The organism is Aquimarina sp. TRL1 (assembly GCF_013365535.1).
GTDB lineage: Bacteria > Bacteroidota > Bacteroidia > Flavobacteriales > Flavobacteriaceae > Aquimarina > Aquimarina hainanensis.
Genome location: NZ_CP053590.1, coordinates 4,765,876 through 4,783,064 on the forward strand (window position 1 = coordinate 4,765,876; position 17,189 = coordinate 4,783,064).

General features: G+C 33.6%; 13 protein-coding genes. 4 read left to right on the forward strand and 9 right to left on the reverse strand.

The features are described 5' to 3' along the window. Positions 1-62 precede the first annotated feature (62 nt). Positions 63-3,905: an ATP-binding protein gene (locus tag HN014_RS19680; protein WP_176030542.1), complete on the reverse strand. Its 3,843-nt coding sequence runs from the start codon at positions 3,903-3,905 to the stop codon at positions 63-65. Between the two features lie 387 nt (positions 3,906-4,292). On the opposite strand from HN014_RS19680, the gene HN014_RS19685 reads away from it, so the two are divergent. Then, on the forward strand, positions 4,293-4,856 hold the full coding sequence (locus HN014_RS19685; protein ID WP_176030543.1) for a hypothetical protein: 564 nt from the start codon (positions 4,293-4,295) through the stop codon (positions 4,854-4,856). 13 nt (positions 4,857-4,869) lie between these two features. On the opposite strand, the gene HN014_RS19690 is transcribed toward HN014_RS19685, so the two are convergent. From HN014_RS19690 to HN014_RS19705, 4 genes are all read right to left on the reverse strand, one after another. Next, complete coding sequence (locus HN014_RS19690; RefSeq protein ID WP_176030544.1) at positions 4,870-5,763, reverse strand: alpha/beta hydrolase; 894 nt, start codon at positions 5,761-5,763, stop codon at positions 4,870-4,872. 356 nt (positions 5,764-6,119) lie between these two features. Continuing rightward, on the reverse strand, positions 6,120-6,845 hold the full coding sequence (locus HN014_RS19695; RefSeq protein ID WP_176030545.1) for a M949_RS01915 family surface polysaccharide biosynthesis protein: 726 nt from the start codon (positions 6,843-6,845) through the stop codon (positions 6,120-6,122). 909 nt (positions 6,846-7,754) lie between these two features. Next, a complete protein-coding gene (locus HN014_RS19700; RefSeq protein WP_176030546.1) occupies positions 7,755-8,387 on the reverse strand; it encodes a Crp/Fnr family transcriptional regulator in 633 nt (210 codons plus the stop codon). A gap of 248 nt (positions 8,388-8,635) precedes the next feature. Then, positions 8,636-11,317 carry a S8 family serine peptidase gene (locus HN014_RS19705; protein ID WP_176030547.1) on the reverse strand — a complete coding sequence of 894 codons (2,682 nt, stop codon included), beginning with the start codon at positions 11,315-11,317 and terminating at the stop codon, positions 8,636-8,638. Between the two features lie 416 nt (positions 11,318-11,733). Here HN014_RS19705 and HN014_RS19710 point away from each other — a divergent pair, with 416 nt between their 5' ends. Together HN014_RS19710 and HN014_RS19715 are read left to right on the forward strand one after the other, a co-directional pair. Next, positions 11,734-12,732: a D-cysteine desulfhydrase family protein gene (locus tag HN014_RS19710; protein WP_217704351.1), complete on the forward strand. Its 999-nt coding sequence runs from the start codon at positions 11,734-11,736 to the stop codon at positions 12,730-12,732. Next, complete coding sequence (locus HN014_RS19715; protein WP_176030549.1) at positions 12,725-13,372, forward strand: transglutaminase family protein; 648 nt, start codon at positions 12,725-12,727, stop codon at positions 13,370-13,372. The genes HN014_RS19710 and HN014_RS19715 overlap by 8 nt, the downstream gene beginning before the upstream one ends. A gap of 154 nt (positions 13,373-13,526) precedes the next feature. On the opposite strand, the gene HN014_RS19720 is transcribed toward HN014_RS19715, so the two are convergent. The 3 genes from HN014_RS19720 to HN014_RS19730 all read right to left on the reverse strand — a co-directional run bounded on the left by HN014_RS19720 (position 13,527) and on the right by HN014_RS19730 (position 15,391). Then, positions 13,527-13,988, reverse strand: a complete 462-nt coding sequence (locus tag HN014_RS19720; RefSeq protein ID WP_176030550.1) for a tryptophan-rich sensory protein — start codon at positions 13,986-13,988, stop codon at positions 13,527-13,529. Continuing rightward, positions 13,988-14,530 carry a glutathione peroxidase gene (locus HN014_RS19725; RefSeq protein WP_176030551.1) on the reverse strand — a complete coding sequence of 181 codons (543 nt, stop codon included), beginning with the start codon at positions 14,528-14,530 and terminating at the stop codon, positions 13,988-13,990. The genes HN014_RS19720 and HN014_RS19725 overlap by 1 nt, the downstream gene beginning before the upstream one ends. Positions 14,531-14,863: 333 nt before the next feature. Next, positions 14,864-15,391 carry a UpxY family transcription antiterminator gene (locus HN014_RS19730; RefSeq protein ID WP_176030552.1) on the reverse strand — a complete coding sequence of 176 codons (528 nt, stop codon included), beginning with the start codon at positions 15,389-15,391 and terminating at the stop codon, positions 14,864-14,866. 1,141 nt (positions 15,392-16,532) lie between these two features. Here HN014_RS19730 and HN014_RS19735 point away from each other — a divergent pair. Continuing rightward, positions 16,533-16,730 carry a hypothetical protein gene (locus HN014_RS19735; RefSeq protein WP_176030553.1) on the forward strand — a complete coding sequence of 66 codons (198 nt, stop codon included), beginning with the start codon at positions 16,533-16,535 and terminating at the stop codon, positions 16,728-16,730. An 8-nt stretch (positions 16,731-16,738) separates the two neighbouring features. Here the strand turns inward: HN014_RS19735 and HN014_RS19740 are convergent, their stop codons facing one another. After that, on the reverse strand, positions 16,739-17,041 hold the full coding sequence (locus tag HN014_RS19740) for a hypothetical protein (protein WP_176030554.1): 303 nt from the start codon (positions 17,039-17,041) through the stop codon (positions 16,739-16,741). Positions 17,042-17,189 lie beyond the last annotated feature (148 nt).

Genomic DNA, 17,189 nt, shown 5'->3' on the forward strand with positions numbered 1-17,189 from the left:
TTACTGCCTTTTTTTTTACTATAGCTATTGTTCCAATGAGTAGTACTATTGTTTCTGATGGGTTATTCTTTCGTTTTTCTATACTCCGATGGGGACCTTCCTTCTATCTTCTTAAATATTTTCGAAAAATACGCTGGGGTATCAAAACCCACCTCAAATGAGATTTCCGCAATATGCAAAGAAGTAGTCAGTAATAATTCTTTGGCTTTTTCTATGCGAATATGATTGATATAATGTGTGGTTGACTTTCCTGTTAGCCCTTTAATTTTTCGATGCAATTGGGTACGGCTGGTATACAATTCTTTAGCCAACTGGTCAATACTTAGTTTTTGATCTTTTTGCAAGGCATATTCCTGTACCTTTTTAATAAAATCAAGTTCTTGTTTTTTTATGTCTTTCTCTTCAATAGCAGTTTCTTTCAGTTGTAATAATTTTCCAAAATAACGATTCCTTTCTTCTTGCTTTTTGATCAGGTTAGCAATAATCGCCATTAGTTCCTCCTCGTCAAAAGGCTTTGGCAAATAGGCATCAATACCATACTGATATGCCTTCACTTTGTCCGATGCTTCTGTTCTGGCGCTGAGAATAACAAAAGGAATATGAGAGGTTCCTACATCGCTTTTTAATTGCTTACAGAACTCAAAACCATCCATAACCGGCATCATAATATCACTAATGATAAAATCTATTGCTCTTTTTTGAGCAATTATGAGTCCTTCCTTTCCATTATTCGCTGTTAATATGGTATACTTTGCTCCCAATAGTTCTTTCATATACGACCTGATTTCATCACTGTCTTCTACTACCAGAATGCATACTTCTGACCGGATAGTATTAGAAGGCTCTTCTTCCTTTGCTTTCATTTGCCGACTGATAAACGGCATTGTATGTACTGCTTCCTTCGCTGAGGGGTATGCATTTCGTATCGGCAGATAAATCACAAAAGTAGTTCCTTGTCCCAGCTCACTTTGTACCTCAATTATTCCTTCTAATAAAACCACCAATTCTTTGGTCAATGCCATGCCGATTCCACTTCCCATGGTTTCTGTAAATTGATTTGCCCGATAATACCGATCAAAAACAAAAGGTAATTGTCCTTTTTTAATACCAATACCTGTGTCTGATACAATTAGTACTAATTGATTTTCTCTTACTTTTACCTCTATTTTAATAGTTCCTTTTTCCGGAGTGAATTTAATGGCATTAGACAATAGATTATTGATAATTTTTTGAATTTTATCATCATCAAAATCCATACATACTTCTGGAAATTCTGCATGAAAATTCATTGCAATTCCTTTGGAAGTTGCCAAGGGAGTGTATAGTTTCACACATTTTTCTATAAATGCGATAATATTCGTATTTATATAATTCAGTGCTACTTTCTTTTCATCTAATGCGGCCAAATCCAACATCTGATTGACTAAATTTAATATCTGATCACTTGATTTTGTAATCCCCATTACTTTTTCTTCCAGCTCTTCTTTTTTTTCTTGTTTCAATATTGTATTAGCCAATCCTTTTATAATAGTTACAGGGGTTCTGAACTCATGAGATATATTAGCAAACATCCTGGATTGCAATTCATTAACCTCCTTTGTTTTTTCTGCTCTAAGGGTAGCTAATTTGCTTTTCAGAAAATAGTAAATAATTAGTGTTCCGATGAGGATAAACAAAAGTCCATACCCTACATAAGCTACTATAGTCTGATACCAGGGAGGATGTATTCGTATGCTTAGAATACTTACAGGTACCGTCTCTGCTGGGTAAGAATTGTACACTGGTTTTACTTTAAGTTCATGTACTCCATAAGCAATATTAGAAAAATACGCCGTTTCTACATCAGTTTCTTTCCACTTTCCCCCATCCATGGAATATGCATATCGTATGTTAGGGATATGTTTGTAATCCAGGTTAGAAAAGCGGACTGAAAAATCATTTTGCAAGTACGATAACTGAATATCTTGATCAAAAGGAGTTTTAAAATCTGCCAAATAATCAGAAGGCTCTCCATGAACCCTGACAGCAGTAACTATTACAGGAGGAAAGTCAGGAACTTTTACTTCGGTATCAACTGTTATTGTTTGTATCCCGTTATTGGTTCCTGCTAGCAATCGTTCTTCTTTCTGGTCATAATACATTGATGTAAATAAAAACGCATCTGAAATCAACCCATCTTTTGTAGTATAATGCATCCATTCCTTCGATATCACGTTGTATACATATACACCACTATTAATTGTCGTAATCCATAAATTATTCAATGTATCAGCTTCTAAAGCCATTATTTTTTTATCGAACAGCTTTGCGTCTTTTTTTAATCTCAAAAAAGCGTTATTTTTTTCCTGATAGGCAACTACTCCCATATCAGATCCTATCCAAATCGTTCCCTTCTGATCCTCTGCAACGGAAAACAAAACATTAGATGTCAAGGAAGTCGTATCACTTCTGGTACTGGTATACTGCTGAAAAGGGACAGGAGTAGTAAGGTCTGCAGAAGAAGCATTGGCAAGCATATAAAGCCCATAAGCCGCAGTTGTTATCCACAAGCGATCCTTATGATCCAGGTACATCTGCAATATTTTTGATTCTCCCTTATCCGAATTTGTATCCAGTTTGATTTCCTGCAAAAAATTACCTGACGCATCGAACACAAAAATTCCGGAAGCCCAGCTTCCTACCCAAATTCTATGTTGTGCATCTTGTGCGATTCCATAAGCACTAAATCTTTTGAAATCACTACGCTGTATTTGTTGTTCTTTTTCTATTTGGTCATCCCTAATAGTAAAAAGTGTTCCCTTTCGGTTCGTTACGAACAACTGTTCTTCTGATGCGTGCAATGCCAGCATATCACCAGCTAACAATTTCTGCATCTCTTTATTTTTATCGATCTTGTATAATCCTGTTTCTCCTGCTATATAAATTGCTTCTTTATACTTGATGATACGTCGTGCATGTAATGATATGCTGGGATTTTTAAAAATAGCAACCTTATTTTTTTCTTTGTACAATCCTTTGGATGTCCCGACCCATAACAACTGTTGTTGATCTAAAAAAAGACTGGTTATATCTGCCTGATGCAGTGGAAGAGCAGTGTTTATCATCCTAATATTTTCCTGATCAGGATCAAAAGTATATATCTTTTTTTCAGACGCCAGGAATACGATATCTCCATTTTTGGTCATGTACCGTATCGCATCTGTAACCGGTATTTTTTTCTCTTCTTTAGTTTTATCCAGCAATAATATGTGATCTGTAAAAGAGAGAAGTACCTTTTTCTGGAGTACGGAAATCATTCTTATATTCTGCTCAAAAACCTGTTTTGTTACTATGGTATTTTTACGCACGTCATAGCCGTATAAAACATTATTGGTACTTATCCATAGTACTCCATTACCTGTTCCTATTTTGCTAGTGGTACTTCCTTCTTCTATCTGATGGGTCTCTCCTGTACTCATCGTATACAGAAATACTCCTTCATCCGTTACCATTGCCAGTGTATCAGAAGCTACCTGAATAATTTTATATACAAAAGAAAATATTCCTTTCGGGTGTTTTCTATGGTTTTCAAATCGTCTTTCTTTTGGATAAAAAACAGAAATCCCTCCTCCCTGTGTCCCTATCCAATATGCAGTATCTTTAATCATGGCTATTTCATGAATCGCATTAGCTGCTATCGAATTCTTATCTTCTATTACATGACGAATCAACTGCAATTTATAACCATCATACCGGTTTATCCCATCTTCAGTACCAATCCAAATAAATCCTTTTTCATCCTGAGCGATATCCGTAATCCACTCATTAGATAATGTTTCTATCTGATTAAAAAAAAGCATTTCCTGAGCTTTTGCTTTCCACAGCATACCCAAAAAAAGAATCCACAACAGAAATTTTTCAATCATTTTTGATCTATTTGACACTCTAATCTACTAAATTTCTTTTCTCTATGTATCGTTCTAGTATATTTATCCAATATCCTTTCTTATAGATTACATCATACATGGGCATAGCACTGATTCTTCCCTTTATTTCATTATTTTTTCACAAATAGTAAACACACATTAAAACGCTCTTATTTTTTTAGCCCCAGGGAAATCCCCCTTACTAAAACAAGGAATATCCCCTTTATAAGATGATTATTACTTCTTATGCACAATGTTCACCCTTTTGGATCGTTTTCTTATTAAAACAATATATTTAAACAAACGTTTATTCGATCACTGAGATATGAATACTCCGAGATCTGTATCGAGAACACTTATAAAAAAACAGAAAACATCTTATCATTTATGAAACGTATTCTCTTTTTTATACTCAGCTACTTCACTTTCCTATTGATTCATGGACAGCAATCAGATACACTAACAGTTGGATATACATATTGGTGGAGTGAATCAGGTCCCTTTATTGGTTTGTGTGGAGAGCCCTATGCTTTAGTATTCAAAGGGCATATAAAAAGCATCAAAGAAACTCCTATTCATACTGATATATATACCTCTCAGAAAGGTAGTATCTCAATAGAAGAGGTTCTTTACAGTACAACATTAGCAAAACAGAAGTACCAGGGTGAAAAAGTATTTGTATCAGATTGCTTTTATGGCAGTCATCTGAATGAAGCTGATGCCGTGCTTGTTTTTTGTTATGCCTATGAGGATGCCTATTGTATTCCCGGTGCAGGGTCTATATTACCTATTAATAGGAATGATGATGCAATTATCACCTCTGTAAAAGAATATATCACATCTGGTCAGAATCCCTCCATACTCAAAAATGATAAGCTTATCTGGGAGCCATACGGCTTATCTCCTAAAATAACACAAATGATTCATTGTTTTGAACTAACCCCTAAATAGAAAATACCACCCACTACTCAAAACAAGAAGACAAAAACAATGTTAGCGGTTTTGTAATGACTTCCTCTCCAGCCGCTCCTATTGCTGTATTAATTCTTTCATGATCATATATACTTCCATCTACCTGATCAACTGTTATTCCATTGGATTGCAATCTATTTATAAATTTATCCGCGATCTCTAACCTGCTGGAATTTCCTCTTTTCGCGATAAAGAATCTGGGATGTCTATTTTCTTTTTTTATCATATGCAATGGAGAAGCTTCTTTATACAGTTGTTCATCCCCTCCAAACGCATTTAGATACATTTTCTTTAATACACCGTTTTTTACCTGTTCTCCCACATCATACCCTTCTGTATCAATAACTGCGACTCCTTTAATCATCGCTGGATTTCCTCCTGATTCTGTAATAAAATGTTGATTTATTGCCGTTAGTGCTACGAGATGAGCCCCAGCGCTATGTCCTATCAACACTATATTATTTTTATCTCCTCCATAAACTCCAATTTTATGATATGTCCATACGATAGCATCTGCCAAGTCTCTATTGTGCGTAGGGTATTTAATTCGATCAGGGTTAGTAATATTAAAAGGAAAAGGACTTAATCGATAGTTAATACTCACAAAAACATACCCCAGTGATCGAAACAGTGCTATTTTGTTTTTTAATTGATTTCTTTTATCCCCTAAACTCCATCCTCCACCATGCACATATATTACTACCGGTTTCTTCTCTGATACTGCTGTGGTATAATATATATCTAAACTCAATAGATTAGGGTCCTCCTCTGGGAGCTGCTTATACTGAATGGTTATTTCCTTGTTTTCTATAAAGGATTCGTTTTGACTTTCTCCTGAATCGCAACTGATAAAAAAGTAGAAAATGATATGGAAGATATATCTCATATGATACTGTTTTTACCTAATTAGACTGCTTACATTTCGAATCGTTTAATCAAAATATGATGTTATAGCTACTAAAGACATTCAGGAAAAGGAGATATTAATTTTTGTCAATCATTTTTTGATAATTCCTTAATATACATCTTACATCGTTAAACAGATTCGTAACTATCTTGTGCTTGTTTTATGGACAGGGAATTGATTTTAATTAAGTAAAGCCAACTCATCTCTCATTCTCTTTAATAAGTTAGTAAGCCTTTAAACGTTTTTGTTTAGAGGCTTTTTAATTATCAATCTTTGTAATGTTTATGATTATACCGATAATGCATTATCAATCTATGGTTATTTTGACAATACATTCAAAATGCCTCACATTTATGTTGTTCCCACCGCTCTGTCAAAAATTTAAACAGTTTCTTATGCTGTTGTATTTTTTTATCTGCTTTAAACGTTCCTCCAAACTCTTGTGTTTCCTGTTTCTTTTTCGTCAAACAAATAGCTGTTTCTCCTCTGAGAGCATATTTATTCGTCCCTTCATATACAATAATTTTCATCACTCCTGGATCAATCCCCCCTCGAACAATTAATCGATATGGGATACTTACTTCTACTGTTCCATCTTGATCAACATCTGTAATCGTTGTTGCTTTTTTTATAAATCCTACATACATATCTACTCCATAGTTTTTGGCATAATCATACACTCTCCATTGTCTTTTATAGGTATCATCTCCTTTTGTCTTCGTAAACATATAGACATATAATGCTGCCTTATCCTGAAAAGTATATCTGGTTTTGGATATATCTTCATAAGCTTTGTAAGCGAACGTTCCCGTTTTTGAAAAAAGAAGAATATGCGCTCCTTCTTTATCTTCCCATGCTACTGCTTCCAACAAAGTTCCTCTAAATTCAATATGCAAAGGGATTTCATCATACCCTATCTTTTTTAATTTTAGAGAAGACTCTGAATGCACTTCATCCAGAATCGGTATGTGCAAATAGGGTTGTAGCATATCTTCCTGTATGACTGTTTGAGAAAAAACAGAGGTACAAAGTAAACAGATAAGAAAATAGATATGTTTCATTTTTAACGGATTAGGTATTAGTTTATCTGGTGTAAAAGTATCTGAGAATAAAGTGTCTTCCTAATCTGATTTTGATAAAATTTGTTAATATTTTGTACAAAAAATGTATCCTCTTCTTGAAACAGCAATTAACATATATCATATAGCATACTGTCTATAAGATACTTACTTCATTTATTATACTCAGCTACTACAGTTTTTTTTATAGTTCACCTCACTATCTCCACAGCTGTAGATAAAAAATAAGAGGAACTTTGCCCTCTTGATATGGAATGCGGTCTACCAAATAGTATATTGTGTAAAAAACTGTCATTTTTTAGCAATTAAAAATATACAGGTATAAAAAAATAAAGAGCTGTATAAAACAGCTCTTTACAACTCCTATGTAAGTGTCTTTGGTAGTTTTTTTTACAATTTTACTATTTCGCAATAAACCTAATCAATCAAATAAAATCGTCTACCTTAACAGGGACAAAAGTAAATTGTTTTATCCTTATAGAATAAGGGTTTAACGATCATTAGTATTCTTTAACTATTCTTTTAGGTATTGCATTTGTTTATAGGATAACTTCTAACTTTTTGTTATGATTTTTGTAGATCATAAATAGCCTACAATAAAAAAGCAGAACGAAAAATGTATCCTAAAAGTCAATCTTACCCCATTTTTGATTCTTTAAAAAAACGAATGTTCCCGCAATCATTAGTTTTTCATAAAATTTTCTGGTTGTATTGCTTTTTTCTTCGTTCTGCTTTTAATGACCTTGTTAAATGATCAATCCCTCAATATTTCATTAACTTATTCTAAAGATATATACAATCGATGAAATATACAGTAACATTAGTTACACTTCTTATATTTTCAGTTGAAATGTACTTTTATCCATTAATGAATGAGTTTTTAATACTACTTTAATTAAAGAGGAGTTGAATACTATTTCTATTTAAAAAAATTTTTCCCTGATTTTCCAATTTTTTAAGAATTCTAGAAACAACCACTCTGGATGTATGAAGATCATATGCTATTTCTTGATGTGTATGATGTACTATAGTACTATCATGTACTTTAGAACTTTCTTTTAAATATTTTAATAAACGTTCATCCATTTTATAAAAAGCAATATTGTCTATTGCTTCTAGCATTTCCATTAATCTATTGTGATAGCTTTGGAAAACAAAAGTACGCCAGCTCTTAAACCGAGATGTCCATTCTTCCATTTTTTCAATAGGAATCATCAGCAGTTGTGTCTTTTTTTCTGTGATGGCTCTTATTTCACTTTTAGTTTCTCCAAGACAGCAATTCAATGTCATTGCACAGGTATCTCCTTTTTCTAAAAAATACAAAAGCAATTCATCTCCTTCTTTATCATTTCTCAAAATTTTAATCGCTCCCTGAAGTATCAAAGGCATTGCCTTCACATACTGTCCTATTTCCATCATAGTAACCCCTGCCGGGACTTCTTTATAAACACTTACCTGAATAATTTCACGTATCAGTTCCTCTTCGAAAATATTCCCATACTCCCTTCTTAACTCTAATTCCATAGGCTTATTTTTAATTTGTTAATATTGCTCATGCATTGAAATGGGGTTTCTCAATTTTCCGGGTAGAAAACTAACATTTTGTTTATTATAAATTTACGATAAGATTTTCATTTTCTCTTCAACAATTTACTTTTTACAAAAAATGAAATGATGATGATTTTTTCATCTATTTCCTTGGATAAAAAAGGACGCACAAAAAAATCCCTAAAACAAGTGTTTTAGGGATTTTTCTTACTACGCTAACTTCTTTATTGTTTTATAAAACGCTTTAGGTGTCCATCTATGTTAATAAGATACATCCCTGGATCCAGTTTACTGACATCTATTGTGTCTATAAATTTACCCCATATCACCTTATACCCATGGCTATTATAAATAGCAAAGGTATCATGCTTCTTCTCATATTGCTGAACATGAAGCTTATTATTGATAACAGGGTTAGGAAATATCGTAAAAGCTTCTTCTTCATTATCTTCTTCATCTTCATCAGTTGTCGCTGGTGCTTCAATGGTAACTGTATAATCTTCGACTTCTCCAAAATCAAATACTCCACATGGACTTGATACGGTTCTAAAAGCCATTGCTACACGCATTCTGGTAGCTCCTAATCTGGCAGATTCAGGAATCGTAAAACTTCCTTTTACAGGAGTAACTTTTGTTGCTGCCTGAGTCCAAACCTGCTCTCCCGGATCTTCAAAATCTCCATCGTGATTATAATCTATCCAGATACTATATGCCTCGTTATACCTCCCCGATGTCCACACAGGAGTAAGCTGAACTTCCTGAGTACTTCCTCTGGTCACCGCTGTAGATATGGATGTAAAATCACTGTACCCTTTTCCCTGTGAGGTATTGTCTATTTTCCCAATAATTACATTTCCTATATACTCATAACTAGCATCATTACCTTGGGTCGCACAATAAACTACTTGTCCTCCATTGGTGGTAAACGTTCGCATTTCACTATATGAAGACATACTTCCATCTGTACAAAGACTTCTCAATCGTAGCTCATATACTGAAGAAGATGCTAAGTTTTGCAAAGAATATGTTGTTTTGGCTGATGTTACTTCTGTCCACTGAGAAGCTCCTTTCTTTCTGTATTGCAACTCATATGTGGCATTAGGGACTTCATTCCAGGAAACCACTGCTGAAGTTTCTGTTACATCCGTAAAGTTTATATTCTCTGGGGTGCCTGCTGTACAAGTAGCTGCCGTTCCCTTAATACCAGAAATAATAAGAGAATAATCCTGACTTCCTCCTACGAGAGTTCCTTTATGAGTTACTGTTATCGTATATACTCCCGAAGCGCTTGCTACATCGATTCTTTCATAAGGATCTACCGTATTATCTCCTGTCCCATTTGCTGTTATACTAATCAATTTATACGGATTATAGGTAGTTGTTCCTTGTGTTATCCGAATATCTAAATCCTGAACCAATTTTGCTGTTGGGGAATTTAATTCTGTAGTAGGTGTTCCTGGTCGATCGGTCCATGATATGGATGCCATCAACGGGGATACTCCATCAGATTCTACAGTAATCGTATAAGTCTGATTGTTGGTTAAGGTATGTTCTTCTATTTTGGTCGTTTTTCCCTTTTCTGATACTACTGTAGCTGCTCGTTTCGCATTTAACAACCCCCAGCCAAAAATAGCATCGGGTCCTTTATCCCCCGCATCGCTGGCTGTATGTAGTGCCAATCCTTTTAGCGTAGCCGCTTTCATAAAACTTCCATACACATTGTTATGATGTTGCTGTAATAACAATAATGTCCCTGCTACATTGGGCGAAGCCATAGAAGTTCCTCCAATGCTTCTGTAAGCAGTATCACTGTTTTCAAAGGTTGAATACACTCCTGTACCATTTCCAGCTATATCCGGCTTGATTCTCAGGTCATCTGTGGGACCTTCACTACTCCCTTCGTTTATAACTACATTTGTTAATGTTCCATCAGGAGTAATTGCAGCATCTTGGGCATTAGCAACCACCAGATTATTTTTAGAAGTTCCATGACCATGAAGTTTATCATAAAATGTATTATTTCCTAAAGGCTTACTGTTTACGGTATTATCTCGTCCACTATTTCCAGCTGCTGAGACCATCAAATAATAAGGGGCATTATACATAATCTCGTCCCAGGCTCTCGATTCATCTACATATGCTCCAAAATAAAAATCAGGTAATAATGGAGTACCGTCTCGATCGCGCACTTTCCACCCATAAGAGTGATTGGATACTAACATTCCATTAGCTGCTGCTGCTGTTGCTTCTGACTTATCCTTATTCCATTTGTAGCCTTTTACTTTTGCCATAGGAGCCATTCCTTTTGCTTTAGCAACTACTCCAGAAGCTATAATAGTTCCTGTCACATGTGCTGCATGATAGTCTAACTTTACTCCTCCTTCTGAAGCTGCATCTTCTATACTTACTCTGTCATTTCCTCCTGCTCCATCATATTCCTGGTGTGTTATTCTCGCATGTCCTCCATCCCAAACATATGCGGTCATGCCCTGTCCATCTAATTGAAGTCCTAAAGTTCCTCCTGTATTTAAGTGATCCGTTCTTGTTGATTTTGCTGCATCCGTGTTATAGGTTGTATAGTACAAAGGAGTACCGTTTTTTCCTATTTTTTGAAGCTCGGCGTAACTCCCATCTTCCAAATACATTTCTACTTCCCAATGATTTTTTCGGGCCAGACGTAAGGCTTCTTTTTTTTCTGTAGATTCCTGCTTATCAAGTCCCGTTTGCAATTGATGCAATACACTCATATTACTCTTTTGTGTAATGACTGATCGCTGAGCAGGTGTCTGAGCATACATTCCCATCGAAAAAATGAATAAGGATGAGCATGCTAACTTGTTGATGTTTTTTCTTTTTCTAAAAAGTTCTCTATACCTAGAGAAGCGATTTTTTTGAGTTTGTTTCATCGTTATATTTAAATTAGTTAATACCTCAAAATTAGTCGCTCAGATACTCTTTAGTCCTGTGAAAAATAAGATTAACGATTAATTGTTATTTCATTAAGAAGTATTAATACGATTATCAAAAAAGAACTACAAACTCCTACTGTTATTAAGTGCTTTTAACGTTAAAAATGTTAAACAATCCCTAATGCTTTTTTTAAAATATATTCCCCAATGCTTTGAATATTCTTTTCTCACAATTCAAAAAACCAGAGTGCTAGCATTTTTTATTTTTCTTTTCTTCGTATTCTAATTTTCGACATATCATTGATATGCACATGATCATATCATCGTTTTTTACGAAAAATTAACATCTCTATGCTATAGATTACATTATTTTAGAGGGTGCAAACCAATTATTATAGATACACATGACTGAAATGGCTTCAAAATATAATCTCGGTTTTTTTCCGACACCTCTTCATGAATTAAAAACACTTTCTACGTTATACGACAATTATACTATCTATATAAAACGTGATGATCAAACAGGTTTGGCTACTGGAGGAAATAAGACCAGAAAACTTGAATACTTATTACAAGAAGCTTTGCATCAAGGGTGTGATGCGATAATTACTGCAGGAGCGCAACAATCTAATCACTGTCGTCAAACGGCTGCTGCCTGTGCTATAGCTAATCTAGAATGTCATTTAATGCTCGGAGGTACACGCCCGGATCAATTTGATGGGAATTTATTGCTATCCTCGATTCTTGGAGCTACCATTCATTTTACAGGAGACAATAGAAAAGGAGAAGATATTATTTCCTTAAAAAAACAATTAGAACAACAAGGGAAAAAACCCTATATAATTCCATATGGAGGATCTAATAGTATTGGGGCAATGGGATTTGTCCACGCTATAAAAGAACTAAAAGCACAGCTTTCCTCTCAACAGGTACAAATAGATTACATCTTTTTTGCCTCCAGTTCTGGAGGAATGCAGGCCGGGGTAACAATGGGGTGTGAAATATACGATCTAAATACAACCTTAATCCCTATTAATATCGATAAAGATGAAACTCATGGAACAGCTTTAGAGCAAGTGGTATTGGACATTATTCGAGAAGGCAGCAAGACATTGCCAATTAATCGCAGCTATACTATTGACGATATTCCACTAAATAAAGAATATGATGAGGCTGGTTATGGTGTATTTACGCACCAAGAAAATAAGGCCATCACTACCCTGGCACAAAAAGAAGGGATTCTTTTGGATCCTGTATATACTGGACGAGCATTTTATGGAATGATCGATCACCTGGAAAAGAAAAAGATACCAGTAAATTCTAAGGTACTGTTTTGGCATACAGGAGGATTTCCTGCAATTTTTAAATTTACGGAAGCATTAAGCCCACAAACGAAAGCTGCTTATGAATAATATAGAAGTTTACTTACAGCCAACCCGATATATTGATTATCGCACTGATGAAATCCAACAAATCGTAGGTGCATTTCTCAATCAATCCTATTCTCAAAAAGAAATAGCTATACAGTTATATCTAACAGTCAGAGATCAATGGAGGTACAATCCCTATCATCTCAGTTTTACTGAGAATGCATATAAAGCAAGTACAATAGCTGTCAAAAAGGAAGGACATTGTGTTGATAAATCTATACTACTTATTGCATGTCTTCGGGCTGTTGGCATTCCCGCCAGAATTCATCTTGCCAAAGTAAAAAATCATATCGCAGTGGAGCGTCTTACAGAGAAATTCGGTACCAATGAAATTACACCACATGGAATGGTGAATCTTTTTTTAGAGGGTTCATGGGTTAAAGTATCCCCTGCATTTAATAAAGAACTCTGTTATAAATGCAATGTCCCTCCACTAGATTTTGATGGAAAAAAGGATGCGATCTTTCAACAATATGATAATACAGGGAATCTATTCATGGAATATTTAGATGATTACGGTCATTTTGAAGATATTCCAACAGAATTCATTTTTGAAAATTTCAAAGCAAATTATCCTCACATATATAAAATCTTCGAAGGCTCGAATGAAATACAACTATAGATATATGTCCTAAAGACGAATACATAAGGATTCTAATGAGGATACATTGCAATTTCGAGACAATTCTCAAAACACCTAGGTCTAGGGTGCCAGCTAAAGTTACTTCCCTTTATCGAAATAACATAACTCTAATAACAGCTTTGTTAAGCGCTCATTAATTATTAAACACTACATATCCATTTAGGGAACACGCCAATAACAACCATACAAAATAGGGTAATGCCAATAAAGAAAATTGTTTTACATCCCGTGCATATCTGATTAGGAAAAATCCTAAGATAGCTGTCAGTACTAGTAATATAATAAAAGCTTCCATGACCCAGTGCTGATTAAAAAAGGCAAAATTCCAGAAAAAATTCAAAAAGAATTGTGCAAAAAACAGCACTATTATTTGTTTATTTATTCGAACAACAACGAGATTTGCCATATAAAAAGAAAAACATACCATTATAAAAGACCAGGCAACTCCGAATAACCAATTTGGTGGAGACCAAGGTGCTTTATTTAGTGATATGTACCATTCTGATACTGGTCCATTATTCATTAAATAGACTCCTATTCCCAGCGCTGCAAAATTTATGATCAAAAAGATGATCAGAAAAAAAAGGTACTTCATTATAAGTATTTTGTTATTTGATCACTTAGTGGAGGAATTTCTGAGGAAAAAACATCTAGTAATGTTCCTTGTTCACTTATCAGGTATTTTTGAAAATTCCATTTTACCTTAGAGTTTTTACTTTTATTATAGGTTTTATCTGTTAACCACTGATACAAATGGTGTTGCTCCTCTCCTTGTACGTTTACTTTTTCTGTTAATGGAAATGTAACACCATAATTTAACTTACAAAAAGATTGTATTTCAGTTTTGGTTCCTGGTTCCTGTTGTCCAAATTGATTACAGGGTACTCCTATAATAACAAGAGAATCCTGGTGTTTTTCGTATAGAGCCTGTAATCCTTTGTACTGTTTAGTAAAACCACATTTTGATGCTACATTGACAATCAGTATTTTTTTTCCTTTATAATCGGAAAGCTTCATTGTTTCTCCTGTAATAGATTGAATCTCTATATCATATATACTGGGATTTTTAGCTTCTTTTTTTTGATTACAGCTAATTGTTACCACAATACATAGTAATAGTTTATAAAAATATTTCATTAGTGGTGGTTGATTAAAGTTATCTTATTATTCAAATGTAGCCATTGAATTCGTATCTAAAGTTTAGAATGACTGCTTTAACAGCTACAATTATGATTCAGTGATATTATAACTTTTCTGTTAAATAACCTCATTGTATATCCGTTAAATTTAGACGTTTTTTTTATCATTTTTAATTTTTATAAAAGCAGTTAATATTCCCTAAAAAAAGCGTTATAAAAATCATTTTGTATAACTCGACAGAACTTCTAAGCAGCAAAAAAGGAGCTATTGCTCCTTTTGTATAAATATGTTTTATTTTTGATTGATTGTGTATATTTTGATACCTAAAAACTAATTAACACATAATGAACTTGACAAATAGTATGAAGGTATTGTCGCAGTGATATTTTGCTGAATAGAATCTATCCTTACTACAATTTTATTTTCATTATTTGTTTTTACTATTTCACATTCCAAACCACACAGAGGTCCTTGTTCTATTGTTTTGATTTCCCCTACTTTGGGCATATCCAGTTTTTTTTCAATATTAGTAATCTCTTCAGTACTGGTTAATAGTTTTATTTTTTTTATCTCATTTTCTTTTACAATTGCATAATCTGATCCAAATCGAATACAAGCCCCCGTACCTTCTATGGACAGTGTTTTATAAAAATCCATCGAAGAATTAATATATACAAATACATACGATGGGAATAATGGCAATTCTACTGTTTTCGTCCGGTCACTCCATTTTCTAACCGTTTTAATCAGAGGTAAATACGCTTTTATTTGATTTTCTTTTAGGAGTTTTTCTACTTTTTTTTCATGTCTTGATCTTACATAGAGGACATACCAACCGCTCTTTATAGGTTTATTCATAAATGACATTGTGTTTTAAGGGTAATAATCAATGTGTGTAATTAAACTGACGTTATAAAATGATTGTTTTTTAATTTTTTTGTTTTTACATAAAACCATATTCTGTGACGGTAGGGGGGTATTCACTTAATACAGCTATACAGTTACTATTAAAGGTTATACATTTATAAAATATCGCTGATGCTTTGATAGAAAGTGGGGTTGGTATATTTCTCTTTTAAGAAAATGTCATTTCTCAAAACATCAACTAATCAAAGTAAATTTAAATTCTTATAGTGTAGGGGCACAAACAATTAATTCATACTACCAATCACTATACGTACTGCATAATATCTTTGAAAAAAGACAGAATGAGCAAACATTCAATGCAAACTTCAGAAAAAAAAGTAATTAGTATACAACTAAAATGTAAAATAAATATTAAGTTATTACCTTATTTAATACGGATGTAACATATATTTATTGTATTCTCTTTTTCTTAGAAATGAAAAGGAAAGATGAGTAAGAGAAGTATTCTTTTATTTAAAAGCAAAGCTCCGCTACTTTGAGTCCCATCATTTCTACATAATATTGAAATGAATGTTTGTCAATCAATTAATTCTTTACATAATCTTGAGGGGCTCGATATAAAAGAAATGAAAAATTACTTTTTCTATATTATACGTTTCAAATGTAATGTTTTGGGAAAAACTAAGTTTACGGTAAAAACACAAAAAAAATACGGTAACATTTAATCCTAACAAAAAAACATATTTAAACAACTGTTTAACAACAATTTAAACACACGGATGTTTTTATATGATTCTAAATTTTAACATTTTTTAAGTAAAAAAACAGCAAAGGTGTTAATCTACAAAAGTAAGATTTGATTACTGAATAAGGGCATTATTTACATTTCTCACCAAAACCAATAAACCATTAATAATCAGCACATAAACTAAAAAAAACAGCTAATAACCAGAGAGTTTAGTGAGTTATAAACATAAATAATTAAAATAATTACCATAACAATACTGATGAAAAAGCGTAACTATTTGATTAACAATCTACTTATATTTGAGTAGTTAGTGTTTAACAATAAATCATTTTATCATGCTAAAAAACATCTTAAATTTATCAGGAGCTCAAGAAATCAATAAAAATGAGCAAAAGAAAATCAGTGGTGGTTTCGGAAGAGGTGGATGTACCGGTTCTGGATCCAGATGCTGCGTTCAAACACAATGGGGTGAATTTTGTGATGCAGGAAGATGCATCAACGGTCGCTACTGCTTCTGGTATTAATCCTGTTCAAAACAAAGCCTCTGATATATATCACAGAGGCTTTCTCTACATGAGGTAGCACACACACTACTTCGACTCCTCCAACACTTCTTTTAACTGTGTATAACAAGCATACGCTAAAGGTGTAAGTGAATCTCCCTTAGGTGTTATGGGGTAATTTACGGCATCCTTCATAAAATTAGCATACGTCATCCCCCATCGATTTCCGACTAAGCCTTCTGGCACTTCCATAAAACGGTGAATCATATCATAGATCTCCAGATGGTGAAGCCTGGCTCCTTCCAATCCTATTCTCTCTAATCCGTATACCAATTGATTGTGTTTTAAATCCTGACGTATCAGCTCAATGATCAGTTCTTTGTCTCTCATGTGTTCTATTTTTTCTAAGATGGTTGTTATTTACTATACAAAACAATCTACATCTATTGCTTGTTTTATGCTTTTTACTTTTTTTAAATTAATCAATGTGCATACTTTATTTATATAACTAATATTTATAAAGGATACTTTTACCTTA